This is a genomic window from Paenibacillus sp. GCM10027626, from assembly GCF_042676285.1.
In the GTDB taxonomy this organism is placed as follows: Bacteria; Bacillota; Bacilli; order Paenibacillales; family Paenibacillaceae; genus Paenibacillus_Z.
The window spans coordinates 14,302-29,196 of record NZ_JBHTHC010000037.1 but is presented as its reverse complement, the minus strand read 5'-3'; the positions used below and the strand labels follow the sequence as shown (position 1 = coordinate 29,196).

Below are 14,895 nucleotides of genomic sequence, written 5' to 3'. Positions count from 1 at the left end.
GATATGCCCTTATTGCGAGGTTGAACTTAGCATAATGACCACCCAATGTTTGGGACGACGTATCCTTTCCAACTCCGAATTGGCTCGTGAATTGTCGGCATGGGAGTGCGTCCGAAATCAAACACAAAGGTCGTGGCAGTTCACGACCTCCAATACAAAATTCAAACTAAAACGATATTATCCATATTATTGATAATATACCAGGAGATCAAAGTCAGTCGAGCCGGTTGAATAGGTATTCCAATCAACTTTTCATCAGAAAGAAGCAAAATATCTGTCCCCGCATAGGATATACTGTAACTATTAGAAAAGGGACGGATGATGGTTACAAGTGAATCTTCCCAATATCACTCCCACTCTATTACAAATTCCAAGTTCAAGCCACCATGCAAGGTTTTATTGAGAAAGAGCTGCTCTTGCAATCTAAACTGAAAACATCACAAGCTTCTGGAAGTAGTGTTAATACGGCACTCGGAAATTTGGGGCTTTTACAACTCAAATAGTTCAGGAGGGAAACGGAGCATTTTGGGATGGAGATTCTGATTCAACAGAACAGCTTTCGCGGACCGCTATTCTTTCTCTGGCTATAGGAGATCTGCTTCACTTTCATTTGTAAAAATAGCGTAGGTAAGCAGGAAATCCAAATAAAGGAGTGTAGATGTACATTGTCACAAGCGAATATTCCGAACATTACACCGAGTATTACCATAACACGGGATGATGCATTGAACTTGTTGCTTGCTTCCATTGCGCTAGAGGAGCTGGGACTCAGTCATATTATTAACGCGGAAGCCGAGAAAATCCAGGTCGCTATCGGCACGTTGCCTGGGCTAAGTACTCCGGCCACAATCAGTGATCTGCTAAGTATTAACGCAAGTGTTCGCTCAACTCTACAAGAAACGATAAAGAAGGAGTTGCTGCTTGAACAAAAGTTGGAGACGATCCTTTCGTTTACTTCTGGAGGTACTGGCACGACTGGAGCAACCGGAGCCACAGGTACGACAGGAGCAACCGGGGTAACCGGAGCCACAGGCATGGCTGGAGCAACCGGAGCAACCGGAGCCACAGGCATGACTGGAGCAACCGGAGCCACAGGCACGGCTGGAGCAACCGGAGCAACCGGAGCCACAGGCGGTGCGTTTACAGCCAACAACATTAAGGTGGGAAGCTTTGTTCAGGAAACCGTAGTGCCAGGAGCCGCTTACGTGTTCGACACATTATTAAATCAAAATGGGAGCGGAATATCGTTCATACCAGGTACGGCAGATATCAATCTAAGTCCTAACAGTATATATTGGATTTCCAGTTACCTGGAAGGGTTTGAGGAGCCATCTTCAGGAATCAGTTATGCCCTTCGGCTAAACGGTGCTCCTCTCTTTGGAAGTCATGTCGGCAATGGCGGAGCGGCCGGTGTTGAAACGACGTTGTCCGGTGCATTCATTCTAAACACCGGACCTGGCGCTAACGTCCTTCAGATGTTCAATGATGATCATACAAATACTACGACAGCCAGTGACGGTACGATTGGCGCCTCGTTGACGATTATGCAGATTGGTTAACTATCAGTCGAAAATGATGAATCATCCGTTAACGACAGTATGAGTGAGGGAGCCGTAGGGGCAACTATTGCCTGTAAAGGGCTGACGAGACCATTTCGCCTCCTCGCCAAGAATACTCCCAGCCGGACTGCGACCCCGGATGGGATAGCGCGCGAGAAGTATTTCAATGGATACCACTTGTACATGCTTGCCGCTCCGGAGAAAGCGCTCGACGAGCCGCTTGACTTTTCCGATTGAGGTAATAAAAAAAGTTGGACGGAAAAGATTACGTTTCTCCGCCCAACTTTTTATTTTGGGGACTTATTGGACAGCCCCATTTTAAATCCTAGATTATCAGCACTTTAAATCTTATGGCCCCACTCTGGTAAAAGTAATATATGCTGCAGCACCTGCAACCTGCGTTAAATTAAAGCTGTTGAGACCATCGTTAACAATTCTCACTGTATCCCCTACTGCTAAAGGCAGCATAGAACTATTAGTCATCCAAGCATCAAGACTGGAAGCAGTTCCACTTTTAAGGGTCGTATCACTACGACCGAATCCACCTGAAAATATAATGGTATTAACCGGCAACTGCGCAGCTGATGCAACGGTATAGTGTATCCCATAAATGATTAAATAGGTGCCGGCGGTAGTGATAGTAAATGTGTCAGATCCTGTTGGATGACTAATACCAACAGGCGGCACAGGGCTTTGATTAAACGGTATGCCCCCGCCAACTGGTATAGTTACTGTACCATTTGCTGTGTTAAGGGAAAAAGATCCAAAACCAGAAAGTGAACTAATTGATGGACCAGTAGCGCCGGTTGCTCCTCTAGCGCCGGTAGCGCCAGTAGGGCCGGTTGCCCCGGTTGCTCCAGTAGGGCCGATAGCTCCGGTCGCGCCAGTAGCTCCGGTAGCGCCAGTAGCGCCAGTAGCTCCTGGAGGTCCGCCAGATGGCCCTGTAGCCCCAGTCGGGCCGGTTGGACCTACTAAAGAAGGAGCAGCCAAGATGTTTTCCAGTTTTGATTGAAGGAGCAGCTCTTTCTTAATTAATCCTTGCATCGTAGTTTGAACACTTGAATTTATCTGCAGCAGCTCACTGATGGTCGCCGGAACCGATAGTCCTGGCAGCGTACCAATAGCGAATTGGAGTTTCTCAGCTTCAGCATTAATAATGTGTCCCAGCCCTAACTCTTCAATCGCTATAGAAGATAACAAGAGGTTCAAGGCGTCATCTCTAGTAATAGTGATGCTAGGAGTTATATTAGGAATATTCGCTTGTGACATTGTCTTCCTCCCACTATGAATTATTGTTTTCTCGCTTTTTCTCACGCATTCTTAGATTTTCAACGACTTGGCCGAAGTTCACCATTCGAAGATCCACCAGAATCCGAATATTCGCATAAACGCTGATCGCAGTTTAGGTTCAGAGTATTTCCCATTGCGAAGGAATGGATCCTTTTTGGTCGTATAATGCAGGGTATGCTTTTTTTCATTAATGGTGTGGGCTTTCAACCATCGTTCGTGTTGTACATGATTTTCATAAGCAATTGGCAAATATCAACCCAATTTGCATAATATCAATATTTACAGCAATGGATCGTCTGTATAATCGATGAGGATTCGTCGCCAGCAGGGATGATGACAGACACTTCTGGAATGTTCTTGTCTAAGCTGTCCATCTCCTCTCTCCCTGTCCCTTCTTTTAGCCAGATGATAGCAAAATATCTGTCTCCGAATAGGATATACTGTAACTCTTAGAAAAAGGGACGGATGATGGTTACAACGGGGAGTGTTAGTACGGCACTCGGGAATTTGGGGCTTTTTGCAATTCAAATAGTTCGGGAGGGAAAGGAGCATTTTGGGATGGAGATTCTGATTCAACAGAGCAGCTTTCGCAGACCGCTATTCTTTCTCTGACTATAGGTGATCTGCTTCACTTTCATTTGTCAAAATAGCGCAGTGCTTCCATTGCGCTAGAGGAGCTGGGACTCAGTCATATTATTAACGCGGAAGCCGAGAAAATGCAGGTCGCTATCGGCACGTTCCCTCCCGCGCTTGGTATTCAATTGGCGATAAATCAGCCATTATTATCTGCGAAGCGATGAGGTTTACAATATCGGCGGGTACAATGAACGTCTCAAAGAGATTAACAACGGCTCTGTTTATTTAGTAAAGGCCGTTACGAATTTGCTCTAGTGGCTTTTAGGGCTCGAATTTCACTCAAGACTGCTTCATGATAGGGCTCATCCTGATAGTGCTCGCTGAAAATCTCTTCGAACCGTTCTGTATCGGTCTGGTAACGATAGGTCATAATTCCTCTGTACCAAGGGAGAATATAATGGAAGAGCGACCGTCTTCTCTCCGCGCGAACATCGTCCTCTGTTAGTCCCTTTCCGATAAAAAACGTTAGAATCGACTGGTAGCTGCGAAATACGACTTCACCGAAATTGTAACCGCTCGGCTGGTTATTTCCAAACCTGAACATGCTCCAATTCACGACACAAAACTTGGGGTTGTTCATTAATATCGCATATTGCAAATATGCTTGGTTAAAGCAGGAGTCGATAAATTTAGTCGGCTCCTCAACCTGGTCCAAATCCTCCTTGCGCACAATCATGCCTGAAATAAAGGTTGACATGATGGACGATGCATTCAGAAACGCTGACGCACCTTCACCTGTATACACTTGGCGATCATTGTTATGAACATGAATATGAATAATTCCACAATCACGATGGTTGTTTACGACCTCGATAAGCGGAATCAGCGTACCCTCCAGGCAATAGTCGTCATCACCCTGCAGCTTGATGAACGTTCCTTGAGCTTGGCGCATTACGTGGTAAATGTTCCGGTCAGCGCCTATATTCTCGCTATTACGAGAATACTTCAAGCAAGGGTAGAGAGCGGCATAACGGCTAATAACCTGCGGTGACTCGTCAGTAGAAGCATTATCTGAGACAATAACCTCCACGGGTAAATCTTTTGTTAATTGGGACAATATTGAGTTCAGACAGCAGTCTAAATCGGACGCGCGGTTATAGGTTGGGATGCAAATAGAGAGTAGGGGAGGACGCTGTTGCCTCGGTATCATTAACATTTCGTTGTGAGGGGGCTTGCTGCCTACATCGACCCATTTGTCCAGTGCCGGCTCATAAATCTGCATGATACGAGCGGGCGCGCCGCCGACCACACACTGCTCCGGGACATCATGCTCAACCACGCTGCCTGGCTGTACGATACTGTCTCGGCCTATCCGAATATTACCTGAAATGACGGACCCTGTGCCAATACGAACGCGTTCCCCGATAAAAACCTCGCCTCTTGCTTCGATCAGTCCTTGTGCTGTGACCGGTTTTCCTACTTGCCGATATTCATGGTCGGTGTCCGATATAAACACACGAGGCCCGATGATTACGCCCTGTTCAAGTACAATCTGGTTTAGAGCAGATATAATTAGGCCTTCATCGCACCTGCAGCCGTCGCCAATAATTATTTTCGGTTTCCGTTCCACTCCTGGAGAGATAATATTTAACCAATAATTCCGGCGTATCGATACATCGCTGCCAATCGATATTTCTTCGGGGTGGTAGAACTGTCCGCCAACTTCAAGACTTGAATTCTTCCCATAACTATAGAAGGTAGAAGCGGTTTGCGCATCTATGGATACCGACATGTTATTTCCCCTCTCTGAGAATTAAGGCTGCAGTTGTCGAATGGAAGAGATGATGGCCAATGCTTCTTCATAATAAGGCTCATCTTGATAATGCTCCGTATAAATATCCTCGAAATGATCCGTATTCGCGATCATCTTCGTCCCGATAATTCGCCTGAACCACGGGATCGCATACTCATAGAGAGTTCGTCTTTTCTCTTTGCGGATGTCATCAAGCGTCAATCCCCTACCTAGGAAATGTCGAAGAATAGATTGGTAGCTGCGAAAAACTACCTCGCCAAAATTATAATCATCCGAAGAAATACCTGCATATGTGAACATGCTGCAGTTCATGATACAGAATAGCGGATTCTGCTCCAGAATCGCATATTGAAGGTAAAGCTGATTGAACGAGGAGTGGAGAAACAATGCCGGCTCTTCAATCTGGTTAAGATCCATACGACGCATAATGATGGAGGTGATGAAGGTGGCATAGATGGATGTTGCATCCAGGTATGCGCTCATACCGGCATCCGTCCATATCCTTCCGTCGCCATTTCTGACGAAGATTTGAATGATTCCGCAATCTCCATGGCTGTGCAGAACATGAAGCAGTGGCAGCAAGGTGCCGTCTACATAGAAATCATCATCACCCTGCAATTTAATAAATTTGCCTTGGGCGAGATTCATAACCTGAAATATATTGGGATCAGCGCCGATGTTCTCGTCGTTGCGTACAACCTTCATATTGGAATAGCACGAAGCATAGCGGTAGGCAACTTCGGCTGTCTCATCGGTAGAGGCATTATCCGACACGATAACTTCAATTAATTCATTATTCCCGATTTGCGAGTAGATCGATTGCAAGCAGTTATCGAGATGCGGTGCGCGATTATACGTCGGAATACATATGGATAACAGCGGATGACGGCGGCGAGCGGCGAGGATTTCCTGCGCTTGCGTCTCCCCCGAGACAGGGACCCAACTGCCTAAAGACACTTCATATGTTTCCACGATAACAGCCGGATTCCCCGCTACGACGCAATAGTCCGGCACATCGTCCAAGACAACGCTATTCGGTCTTACCACACTGCCGAAGCCAATGCGTACATCGCCCAGCACTATGGCATTCGCACCAATCCAAGCACCTTCACAAATATGAGCCCGGCCTTCATGGGCCGAGACATACTGATTAGGAATAGGAACCCCTGCTACAGGATGTACGTCCAAATTGATCTGGTCACTGATATAAACGTAGGGACCAATAAGTACGTTGCGGTCCAGTGTAACACTGTTCTTGGCGGTGATCGTCAACCCGGGGTTAATCTGGCAGCCGTCCCCGATCACGATGGCAGGGGATTTGTTAGCATTGGCTGTAACATAGAGCTTGTAGGGACGGCGAATAAAAACATGGTGTCCCACAGCCATTCGTTCAGGGGAATCGATGATGCCGCCGCTTTGAACATACGTATGGCTCCCGAACTGCTGAAATCGAGCGGCCAGTTCAGGTGTGATGAACATCGTTCAGCGCTCCTTTCTTCATATCATGAAAAGCTTTGAACGTTTTTGTAACCCTTATATCCATCATATCAGGCGTAATCCCAAATATGTATCCTTGTTCTCAAAAAAAAGGTTAAAGATTATCAAATATTAGCATATATCTTTAATTATGAAATTGCCTGTGATGACGTGGGCTGATCAGTTCAAAGCAGCAAGGTAGGAGGTTCTGCAACGATGACACTATCTGAGCATATGCTTAGAGAACAAATTTTGCAGTTATCGGCAGCTTTTCATGCGGAAAAATGGGGAAAGAAATCATTTCAGCCTGGTGTAGATTACGTTCCCGTCAGTGGAAAGGTATTCGATCATGAAGAGGTCACGCATTTAGTTGATGCTTCCCTTGACTTCTGCTTAACTGCCGACCATTATGCGCGGCAGTTCGAGCGCGAGTTCGCCAAGCTTATGGGTTCGAGGTATGCGCTGCTGACGAATTCGGGCTCTAGTAGCAATCTGCTGGCCTTGGCTTCGCTTACTTCTCCCCAGCTTGGCGAACGTCGGCTCAGGCCTGGAGATGAGGTCATTACGGTAGCTGCCGGATTTCCTACAACGGTGAATCCGATTCTTCAATATGGTTTGATACCGGTTTTTTTGGATGTGCACATTCCTACGTACAATTTGGATACGACGCTTCTAGAAGCAGCGATTAGCAGTAAAACCAAGGCCATTGTCATCGCGCATACGCTTGGCAATTCATTTCGTCTCGATGAAGTTAAACGGATCGCAGATACGCTTGGCTTGTGGTTGATAGAAGATACATGCGATGCCGTTGGTACCATGTATAACGGGAAACCGGTTGGATCATTCGGGGATTTGGCGACCGTCAGCTTCTATCCGGCGCATCATATTACGATGGGCGAGGGGGGAGCTGTGTTGACCTCTTCTCCGAGACTGAAGAAAATTGTTGAATCATTCCGCGATTGGGGAAGAGATTGCTGGTGTGAGCCCGGAAAAGATAACACTTGCGGCAAACGATTCGATTGGAAGCTTGGGGATCTCCCGGAGGGCTACGATCATAAATATACGTACAGCCATATTGGCTACAACTTAAAGGTTACGGACATGCAAGCGGCGATTGGAGTCGCACAATTGAAAAAGCTGCCAGGGTTCATTGCCAAACGAAAGCAAAACTTCGCTTTTCTGAAAAAGGTGTTGGAACCTTTGGAGGATATGCTCATATTACCCGAGGCTACCGAAGGAAGCGATCCGAGCTGGTTCGGTTTTCCGATTACTTTACGTGAAGAGGCGCCTTTATCCCGTAGCGAGCTAGTTCAGGCGTTGGAGCAAAATCGTATCGGTACCCGGTTGTTATTCGCAGGGAACTTGTTGCGTCAACCGGCTTACCTTAACATGAACTGCCGGATCGTTGGCGAGCTGCATAATACGGATCGGATTATGAACCAAACCTTTTGGATTGGTGTGTATCCAGGACTTACCGAAGAAATGCTGCAACATGTCTCTAATGTGCTTCATAAGCTTTTAAAGGGGAGTTGTCTATCATGAAAGTGGTCATCTTGGCAGGGGGTTACGGAACGAGGATTAGCGAGGAAACGCATTTGAAGCCGAAACCGATGATAGAGATTGGTGACAAACCGATCTTGTGGCATATTATGAATATTTTTTCGAACTACGGATTTCACGAATTTATCATTTGCTTGGGATATAAGGGAAATGTGATTAAGGAGTATTTTGCTCATTATTATATGTTCGGTTCGGATGTGACATTCGATTTCGGCAGTAAATCGAATGAGGTCATCATCCATAATCGGTATCTAGACCCCTGGAAAGTGACTTTAGTGGATACAGGTCAAGATACGATGACAGGCGGGAGATTGAAGAGAATTCAGAAATACTTGGATGAGGAACCATTCATGCTCACTTATGGCGATGGGCTTGCTGATTTGGATATCGGTAAGCTGCTCGAATTTCATATTTCCCACGGGAAATGGGCGACGATAACGGCAACACAGCCGATTGGGAGGTTTGGGGCTTTGCAGATTATAGACGATCATCAGGTGCTTGGCTTCAAAGAAAAACCCCCAGGTGATGGCGGTTGGGTCAACAGCGGTTTTTTTGTTTTGCAGCCGGAGGTGTTTGCCTTTGTTGAAGGGGATTCAACGGCTTGGGAGAAAGAGCCGCTGGAATCATTGGCCAAATCGGGTCAGTTGATGGCTTACAGGCACAGAGGCTTTTGGCATCCTATGGATACACTTCGGGACAAAAACTATTTGGAGGAGCTTTGGAAAACGGGCGAAGCCCCTTGGAAAAGGAACGGATGAGAGGCGATGGGAAACACTTCATTCTGGTCGAATAGAAAAGTCTTGATTACAGGGCATACCGGATTCAAAGGAACCTGGCTTGCTTTATGGCTTCAAACGTTGGGAGCTGATGTGACGGGTTATGCGCTGCTTCCTTCCGGCGAGCCGAATTTATTTGCTTTGAGCGGACTTAAGCATTCGATTCGCTCCGTCATAGCGGATATCAGGGAGCGCGAAGCTCTGCTTCATACCGTTCTAGAGGTGCAGCCTGAAGTTATCATCCATATGGCCGCTCAACCGCTAGTTCGATATTCTTACCTGAATCCTGTCCAAACTTATGAGGTGAATGTCCTCGGGACCGTTCTTCTGCTCGAAGCGGTCAGAACCGCTGCAGCTGTCGGAACACCGATTAAAGCGGTGCTTAATGTTACGTCGGATAAATGCTACGAGAATCAAGAATGGTTATGGGGATATCGCGAAATTGACAAACTGGGTGGGTATGACCCTTACTCCAGCAGTAAAGCATGTGCTGAGTTCGTAACAGCATCGTATCGGAACAGCTATTTTAACAGGAAGGACTATGATTCTCACGGTGTCAGTATCGCCACGGCAAGAGCCGGCAATGTGATCGGCGGAGGAGATGGGGCGAAGGATCGAATTGTTCCGGATTGTGTACGGGCCATACTTGCGGGAAGAAAGTTGCTTATACGCAACCCAGCAGCAACACGGCCATGGCAGCATGTGCTTGAACCGTTGCAAGGCTATTTGCTGCTCGTGCAAAGGATGGTGGAGCGTGGAGCGGAAGTTGCGGAAGCATGGAATTTCGGGCCCATGGACGACGGCGCGAAGAGTGTTGAATGGCTGGTGAAAAAGATCGGGAAGATGTATGGAAATGATGACTTCTATGAGCTGGCAACAGGAGAGCATCCCCACGAAACGGACAATCTCGGGCTGGACAGCTCGAAAGCAAGGCATGCTCTAGGCTGGCAGCCGGTATGGAACGTGGAGCAGGCGCTCGAAAAAACAGTGGAGTGGTTTAAGGCCTACCAGAAGGAAGAGGATATGAAATCTGTATGCTTGCAGCAATTGAAGGCATATACCATTGCACAGGCATCTCGGGATTACTAGCCGTAGAGGGGGATAAATGTGAAACTATCTGACTATGTGATCGATTTCATTAGAAAGCAGGGAGTGGCTCATATATTCGAGCTGACAGGAGGAGCTATCGTTCATTTGCTTGACTCCACCTATGACAGAAAGGATATCGACTCTGTATCTGTTCATCACGAGCAGGCGGCGGCATTCGCTGCGGAAGGATACAGTCGGATCAATGGCAGGCTTGGCGTTGCAATGGGTACGAGCGGACCCGGGGCGCTTAATATGCTGACGGGTGTCGGCAGCTGCTATTTCGATTCGGTTCCATGCCTGTTCATTACAGGGCAGGTGAATACGTATGAATACAAATTTGATAGGCCCGTTCGGCAAATTGGTTTTCAGGAAACCGACATCGTAAGCATCGTAAAGCCGATTGTGAAATTTGCGGAAATGATTACGGATGCAGAGCAAATCCGCTATAGCTTGGAGAAATCTGTATTTATTGCGCAGCACGGGCGTCCCGGTCCAGTATTATTGGATATCCCTATGAATATTCAACGTGCTCAGATCGAGCCGGATACGCTGGACAGCTTCTTCGACAGCGAGGAATTTCACGGCTATACAGATTTTGCTAAGCCTTGTGCGGCTAGAGACATCGCGGAAGTGATTCGACTGCTCGAAAACTCGGAGAGACCGATTATTCTCGTCGGAGGCGGTGTCCGAGCCGCGGATGCGGTAAAGGAGCTGCACGAGTTGGTCGCGCATACACGCATACCGGTTGTAAGCTCATTAATGGGGCTCGATACGCTGCCTTGGGCGCACCCGATGAGCACGGGACTAATTGGCTCCTACGGAAATAGGTTCAGTAATCTTGCTTTGGCCAACTGTGATTTCCTGCTTATTCTGGGCTCGCGGCTCGATACGCGTCAGACGGGGACACGGCCGGAAACGTTCGCAAGAGCGGCAAAGAAGATTCATGTGGATGTCGAGGAGGTAGGGCGATACGGCAAGGTACATGCGGACTTAACGATTCATGCCGATGTAAAGCAATTTCTCCGCGATATGAATAAGGCGCTCACCCTATTGGCCGCTGCTGATTATTCTCCATGGTACGAAGTCATTCAGCGTTATAAGGACAGCTATCCAAGCGGGGGAACGACTTCGAATCCAGAGCATATCGATCCGAATGGCTTTATGGAGCTATTATCGTCGTACAGCAGCGAAGGCGACATTATTGTACTGGATGTAGGTCAACATCAGATGTGGGCTAGCCAATCGTTTCGGCTTCGGGAAGGTCAGCGTCTCTTGAATGCTGGTGGCATGGGAGCGATGGGATTCGCACTCCCAGCAGCAATAGGTGCAGCGATGTCAGCTCCGGAACGGCAGGTTATTGTCGTCGCAGGTGATGGTGGCATCCAGGTGAATATACAAGAGTTTCATACGATTGTTCAGCACGGGCTTCCAATCAAAATTTTCGTAATGAATAATCATAATTTGGGCATGGTGCGACAATTTCAGGATTTATATTTTGATGGTCGGCAGCAGTCCACGGTTCAAGGTTACGGTTGTCCGGATTTGGTAAACATAGCGGCGGCCTATGGGATTCCAGCCACAAAAATTGAAACGAATGAAGAGGCAGCAGCCAAGATCGATATCGCTTTGCAAGCGAAAGGATGTTATTTTGTGGAAGTCAATTTGCAAGTTCAGACAACAGTGAATCCCAAGCTCGTTGTGGGCAGGCCGATTGAAGATATGTTCCCATTCCTCTCAGAGGAACAATTACACGCCGCCATGATTATACAACCACTTGCGCCAACAAAAGACGGGGTGGAATGAGAGGTTCGGTGCTGAAAATAGGCCTTTGTGATGAAGTGAGTTTTGGGCGCAAGCGTCTGTTCGCAGCTTGGAGCCTAACTAAAAATGAGGTGATATAGTGACAACCAGCATCATAATATTGACCCATAATCAGCTTCCTTTAACTTACAAATGTTTGCAAAGCATTCGCGAGCATACCCAGGATTATGAACTTATTGTTATCGATAATGGATCGACGGACGGTACGGTTGATTATTTGAACGCACAACCCGATGTCATCGTTCATGTAAATCATGAAAATCTTGGTTTTGCCAAAGGTTGCAATCAGGGAATCGAACTAGCAAAGGGGGAGACGATTCTTTTTCTAAATAACGATACGATCGTAACGGAGCATTGGCTGGAAAATATGCTGACCGTTCTGTATGAAAATGAGAGAGTAGGAATGGTCGGACCTGTTACGAACTATACGAGTGGCCATCAGCAGATCCCAGTAACTTACTCTGATTTGAGCGGACTAGACTCGTTCGCAAGGCGACACTGCGAAGAGAACGCAGGCTGTTATACGGATGTAAGACGTTTGGTCGGTTTTTGTTTATTAGTCAAGCGATCCGTTCTAGATGAAATTGGGTGTTTTGATGAAGTGTTCGGTCTGGGCAATTTCGAAGACGATGATCTTTGTTTGCGAGCTTTGCGCAGCGGATATCTGCTAAGAGTGGTCTATGATTCCTATATTCACCATATTGGTCATGCGACAATGAATCATTTACAGGGCACCAATCTGGGCATATTATTGCAGCAAAATCGCCATCGGGCATCGGAGAAGTGGGGGAAGGACATTCATCAGCTTATTTATAAGCCACTGATGAAGGTAAGCCTGTGTATGATTACGAAGGATGCCGAGATGATGCTTTGTCGCTCATTGGAATCGATTCTTGACGAGGTAGATGAAATCATTATTGTTGATTTGGGATCAACCGACAATACGGTCGAGATCGCCAAGAACTATACTCCACATGTATTTATCTTTCCTGATCAGAAAGATGAAGAAGCTCCATACCGTTATGCGTTTGCGCAAGCAACAGAGCCGTATGTCATTTGGCAAGAGCAAGGTCAAGTGTTTACTAGTAAGTTCATTAAAAAGCTGTGCAGCTTGAAATTCACGCTGGAAGATGATCAGGATAAAGTTGACATCATCGATGATACCTTCTTACTTAGAAGAGCGGCTGGATTTAAAATGCCAACACGCCACAAGGGGGAGCGGATACATTGATCACGATTAGTTTATGCATGATTGTTAAGAATGAAGAGAAATCACTCGCAAAATGTTTGTCATCCGTTAAAGGAATCGCTGACGAGATTAACATTGTGGATACAGGCTCCTCTGATCGAACGAAGGAGATTGCAGCGCAATTTACGGATCGAGTTTTCGATTTCGAATGGATTGATGATTTCGCTGCCGCGCGCAACTATGCTTTTAGCAAAGCAACAAAAAAGTATATATTATGGCTGGATGCGGACGATTTTATTAAAGAGAAAGACCGGCTGCTATTTATTCAATTAAAGAAAAAGCTATCCCTCGATGTGGATAGCGTGAGCATGCATTATAATCTTGCTGTTGACGAGGCGGGCAATGTGACTTCCCGCTTGAAGCGGAACCGCCTGGTTCGAAGAGATCGCAACTTCCAATGGATTGGTGTAGTTCATGAATTCTTGGCTGTCTACGGGAATATTCAGAGTAGCGAGATCGGCATTACGCACAGTAAAGACAAAGTGTATACCGACCGTAACTTGCAAATTTATCTTAAACGGGAGCAGGAGGGAAAACCGTTTACACCAAGGGATTTATACTATTTTGCTAATGAACTGCGCGATCATGCTCACTATAGAAAAGCTATCCTGTATTACGAACAATTCCTGGACGGCAAGCAAGGTTGGATTGAAGACAATATCCAGGCGTGTTTGAAGATGGGGGATTGTTATGTAAAGCTAGGTAACAAGGATAAGCAGATCGAATCTATATGCCTGACTTTGTTATATGATAAGCCAAGAGCGGAATTTTGCTGCACGATGGGAAACTATTTTTTGGAGGATAATCAATATCAATCAGCAATTTACTGGTATACAGAAGCAACAAACTACAAGCCGGACAGTAGTAACATGGGCATGGATAATCCGTATTTTTATACGTGGTTGCCGCATTTGCAGTTGTGCCTTTGTTATGATCGACTAGGGCAATATGAGAAAGCGAATGAGCATAACGAGAGAGCTTTGTCCTATCATCCTCAGCATCCAAGCATGCTGTATAATAAAGAATATTTCCAGAAACTATTCGCTGAACGTACGAAGTAAATGTAAAACTAATGATCTTTGAATAAGCATACCAAGATGCGTAGCGACGGCCGAAAGCGAGAAAAACGCTGTCAGCCGGCTGATTGGCATGTTTTACCCTCTAAGCTTCGTATCGGTCAGCAAATAGTCCTGATCGGCATCGATGAGCGTTACTTTGTTGTGACAGCAAGGAAACACTAACAGACGTTTTTTGCCGTCTTTAATTTCCGGGATTTCCTTCGGTTTAAGCGGCAGCAGAACATGATCTTGCCCGCAAAAAGGGCAGGAAGGAACATAGACATCTTTCATTTGGATATCATAGGGCCATGCGCGTTCGAAAGGGATCAAGACTGTTCCTCCTTTGAGCCGGAAGTACGGTCTTCTTCTTGTTTGGCGGCATTATCGTCACCGGCTGACAACTGGGCCAGCTTTTGCAGTAAAATGTGTTGTGGCATATGCATTAATTGCTCAAGCGGAATGTTCAATTCCTTGGACAGCTTGATTGCTGTTTCCGGTGAAATTTGCAGTGGTCTGGACATGCGGTGCACTCCTTTTATATAAAATTAGCAGAGCTTAAGCTCGAATTATAGCCGCAGTTGGCAATGGACGGACGAGTTCACGTATAATTTAGTTATACACTGCGTTT

Annotated in this window: 13 protein-coding genes; 8 read left to right on the top strand and 5 right to left on the bottom strand. The window is 46.5% G+C overall.

The genetic code is table 11. From position 1 onward, the window contains the following. Positions 1-665: 665 nt before the first annotated feature. Entirely contained in the window at positions 666-1,559 is an 894-nt protein-coding gene (locus ACFQ0N_RS36430; protein ID WP_379335096.1) for an alpha-helical endospore appendage domain-containing protein, read from the top strand. A gap of 348 nt (positions 1,560-1,907) precedes the next feature. Here ACFQ0N_RS36430 and ACFQ0N_RS36425 read toward each other — a convergent pair whose 3' ends face one another. After that, positions 1,908-2,828: an alpha-helical endospore appendage domain-containing protein gene (locus ACFQ0N_RS36425; RefSeq protein WP_379335094.1), complete on the bottom strand. Its 921-nt coding sequence runs from the start codon at positions 2,826-2,828 to the stop codon at positions 1,908-1,910. Positions 2,829-3,511: 683 nt separating this feature from the next. Between ACFQ0N_RS36425 and ACFQ0N_RS38315 the strand changes: the two genes are divergently transcribed. Next, on the top strand, positions 3,512-3,649 hold the full coding sequence (locus tag ACFQ0N_RS38315; protein ID WP_483874993.1) for an alpha-helical endospore appendage domain-containing protein: 138 nt from the start codon (positions 3,512-3,514) through the stop codon (positions 3,647-3,649). 74 nt (positions 3,650-3,723) lie between these two features. Here the strand turns inward: ACFQ0N_RS38315 and ACFQ0N_RS36420 are convergent, their stop codons facing one another. Beyond that, the gene (locus ACFQ0N_RS36420) at positions 3,724-5,217 is read right to left on the bottom strand and encodes a glycosyltransferase (RefSeq protein ID WP_379335092.1); all 1,494 of its coding nucleotides are present in this window, start codon (positions 5,215-5,217) and stop codon (positions 3,724-3,726) included. 21 nt (positions 5,218-5,238) lie between these two features. After that, the gene (locus tag ACFQ0N_RS36415) at positions 5,239-6,717 is read right to left on the bottom strand and encodes a glycosyltransferase (RefSeq protein ID WP_379335090.1); all 1,479 of its coding nucleotides are present in this window, start codon (positions 6,715-6,717) and stop codon (positions 5,239-5,241) included. 213 nt (positions 6,718-6,930) lie between these two features. On the opposite strand from ACFQ0N_RS36415, the gene rfbH reads away from it, so the two are divergent. The 6 genes from rfbH to ACFQ0N_RS36385 all read left to right on the top strand — a co-directional run bounded on the left by rfbH (position 6,931) and on the right by ACFQ0N_RS36385 (position 14,270). Then, positions 6,931-8,256, top strand: a complete 1,326-nt coding sequence (gene rfbH / locus ACFQ0N_RS36410) for a lipopolysaccharide biosynthesis protein RfbH (protein WP_379335088.1) — start codon at positions 6,931-6,933, stop codon at positions 8,254-8,256. Further along, positions 8,253-9,032: a glucose-1-phosphate cytidylyltransferase gene (gene rfbF, locus ACFQ0N_RS36405; RefSeq protein WP_379335086.1), complete on the top strand. Its 780-nt coding sequence runs from the start codon at positions 8,253-8,255 to the stop codon at positions 9,030-9,032. Before rfbH ends, rfbF begins: the two co-directional genes overlap by 4 nt. Before the next feature lie 6 nt (positions 9,033-9,038). Next, on the top strand, positions 9,039-10,139 hold the full coding sequence (rfbG, locus tag ACFQ0N_RS36400) for a CDP-glucose 4,6-dehydratase (RefSeq protein ID WP_379335084.1): 1,101 nt from the start codon (positions 9,039-9,041) through the stop codon (positions 10,137-10,139). Between the two features lie 18 nt (positions 10,140-10,157). Continuing rightward, positions 10,158-11,942, top strand: a complete 1,785-nt coding sequence (locus ACFQ0N_RS36395) for a thiamine pyrophosphate-binding protein (RefSeq protein WP_379335082.1) — start codon at positions 10,158-10,160, stop codon at positions 11,940-11,942. Between the two features lie 97 nt (positions 11,943-12,039). Further along, positions 12,040-13,191 (top strand): glycosyltransferase family 2 protein, encoded by a 1,152-nt coding sequence (locus ACFQ0N_RS36390; protein ID WP_379335080.1) that lies wholly within the window; start codon positions 12,040-12,042, stop codon positions 13,189-13,191. Next, on the top strand, positions 13,188-14,270 hold the full coding sequence (locus ACFQ0N_RS36385; protein WP_379335078.1) for a glycosyltransferase: 1,083 nt from the start codon (positions 13,188-13,190) through the stop codon (positions 14,268-14,270). Before ACFQ0N_RS36390 ends, ACFQ0N_RS36385 begins: the two co-directional genes overlap by 4 nt. 93 nt (positions 14,271-14,363) lie before the next feature. Here the strand turns inward: ACFQ0N_RS36385 and ACFQ0N_RS36380 are convergent, their stop codons facing one another. Continuing rightward, the gene (locus tag ACFQ0N_RS36380) at positions 14,364-14,597 is read right to left on the bottom strand and encodes a hypothetical protein (RefSeq protein WP_379335076.1); all 234 of its coding nucleotides are present in this window, start codon (positions 14,595-14,597) and stop codon (positions 14,364-14,366) included. Continuing rightward, positions 14,594-14,788, bottom strand: a complete 195-nt coding sequence (locus ACFQ0N_RS36375) for a YycC family protein (protein ID WP_379335074.1) — start codon at positions 14,786-14,788, stop codon at positions 14,594-14,596. The genes ACFQ0N_RS36380 and ACFQ0N_RS36375 overlap by 4 nt, the downstream gene beginning before the upstream one ends. Positions 14,789-14,895: the final 107 nt, after the last annotated feature.

Coding starts and splice junctions, on each gene's coding strand:
- ACFQ0N_RS36420 (WP_379335092.1), bottom strand. CDS start 5,217: ATGTCGGTATCCATAGATGCGCAAACCGCTTCTACCTTCTATAGTTAT.
- rfbH (WP_379335088.1), top strand. CDS start 6,931: ATGACACTATCTGAGCATATGCTTAGAGAACAAATTTTGCAGTTATCG.
- ACFQ0N_RS36415 (WP_379335090.1), bottom strand. CDS start 6,717: ATGTTCATCACACCTGAACTGGCCGCTCGATTTCAGCAGTTCGGGAGC.
- rfbF (WP_379335086.1), top strand. CDS start 8,253: ATGAAAGTGGTCATCTTGGCAGGGGGTTACGGAACGAGGATTAGCGAG.
- ACFQ0N_RS36375 (WP_379335074.1), bottom strand. CDS start 14,788: ATGTCCAGACCACTGCAAATTTCACCGGAAACAGCAATCAAGCTGTCC.
- ACFQ0N_RS36425 (WP_379335094.1), bottom strand. CDS start 2,828: ATGTCACAAGCGAATATTCCTAATATAACTCCTAGCATCACTATTACT.
- rfbG (WP_379335084.1), top strand. CDS start 9,039: ATGGGAAACACTTCATTCTGGTCGAATAGAAAAGTCTTGATTACAGGG.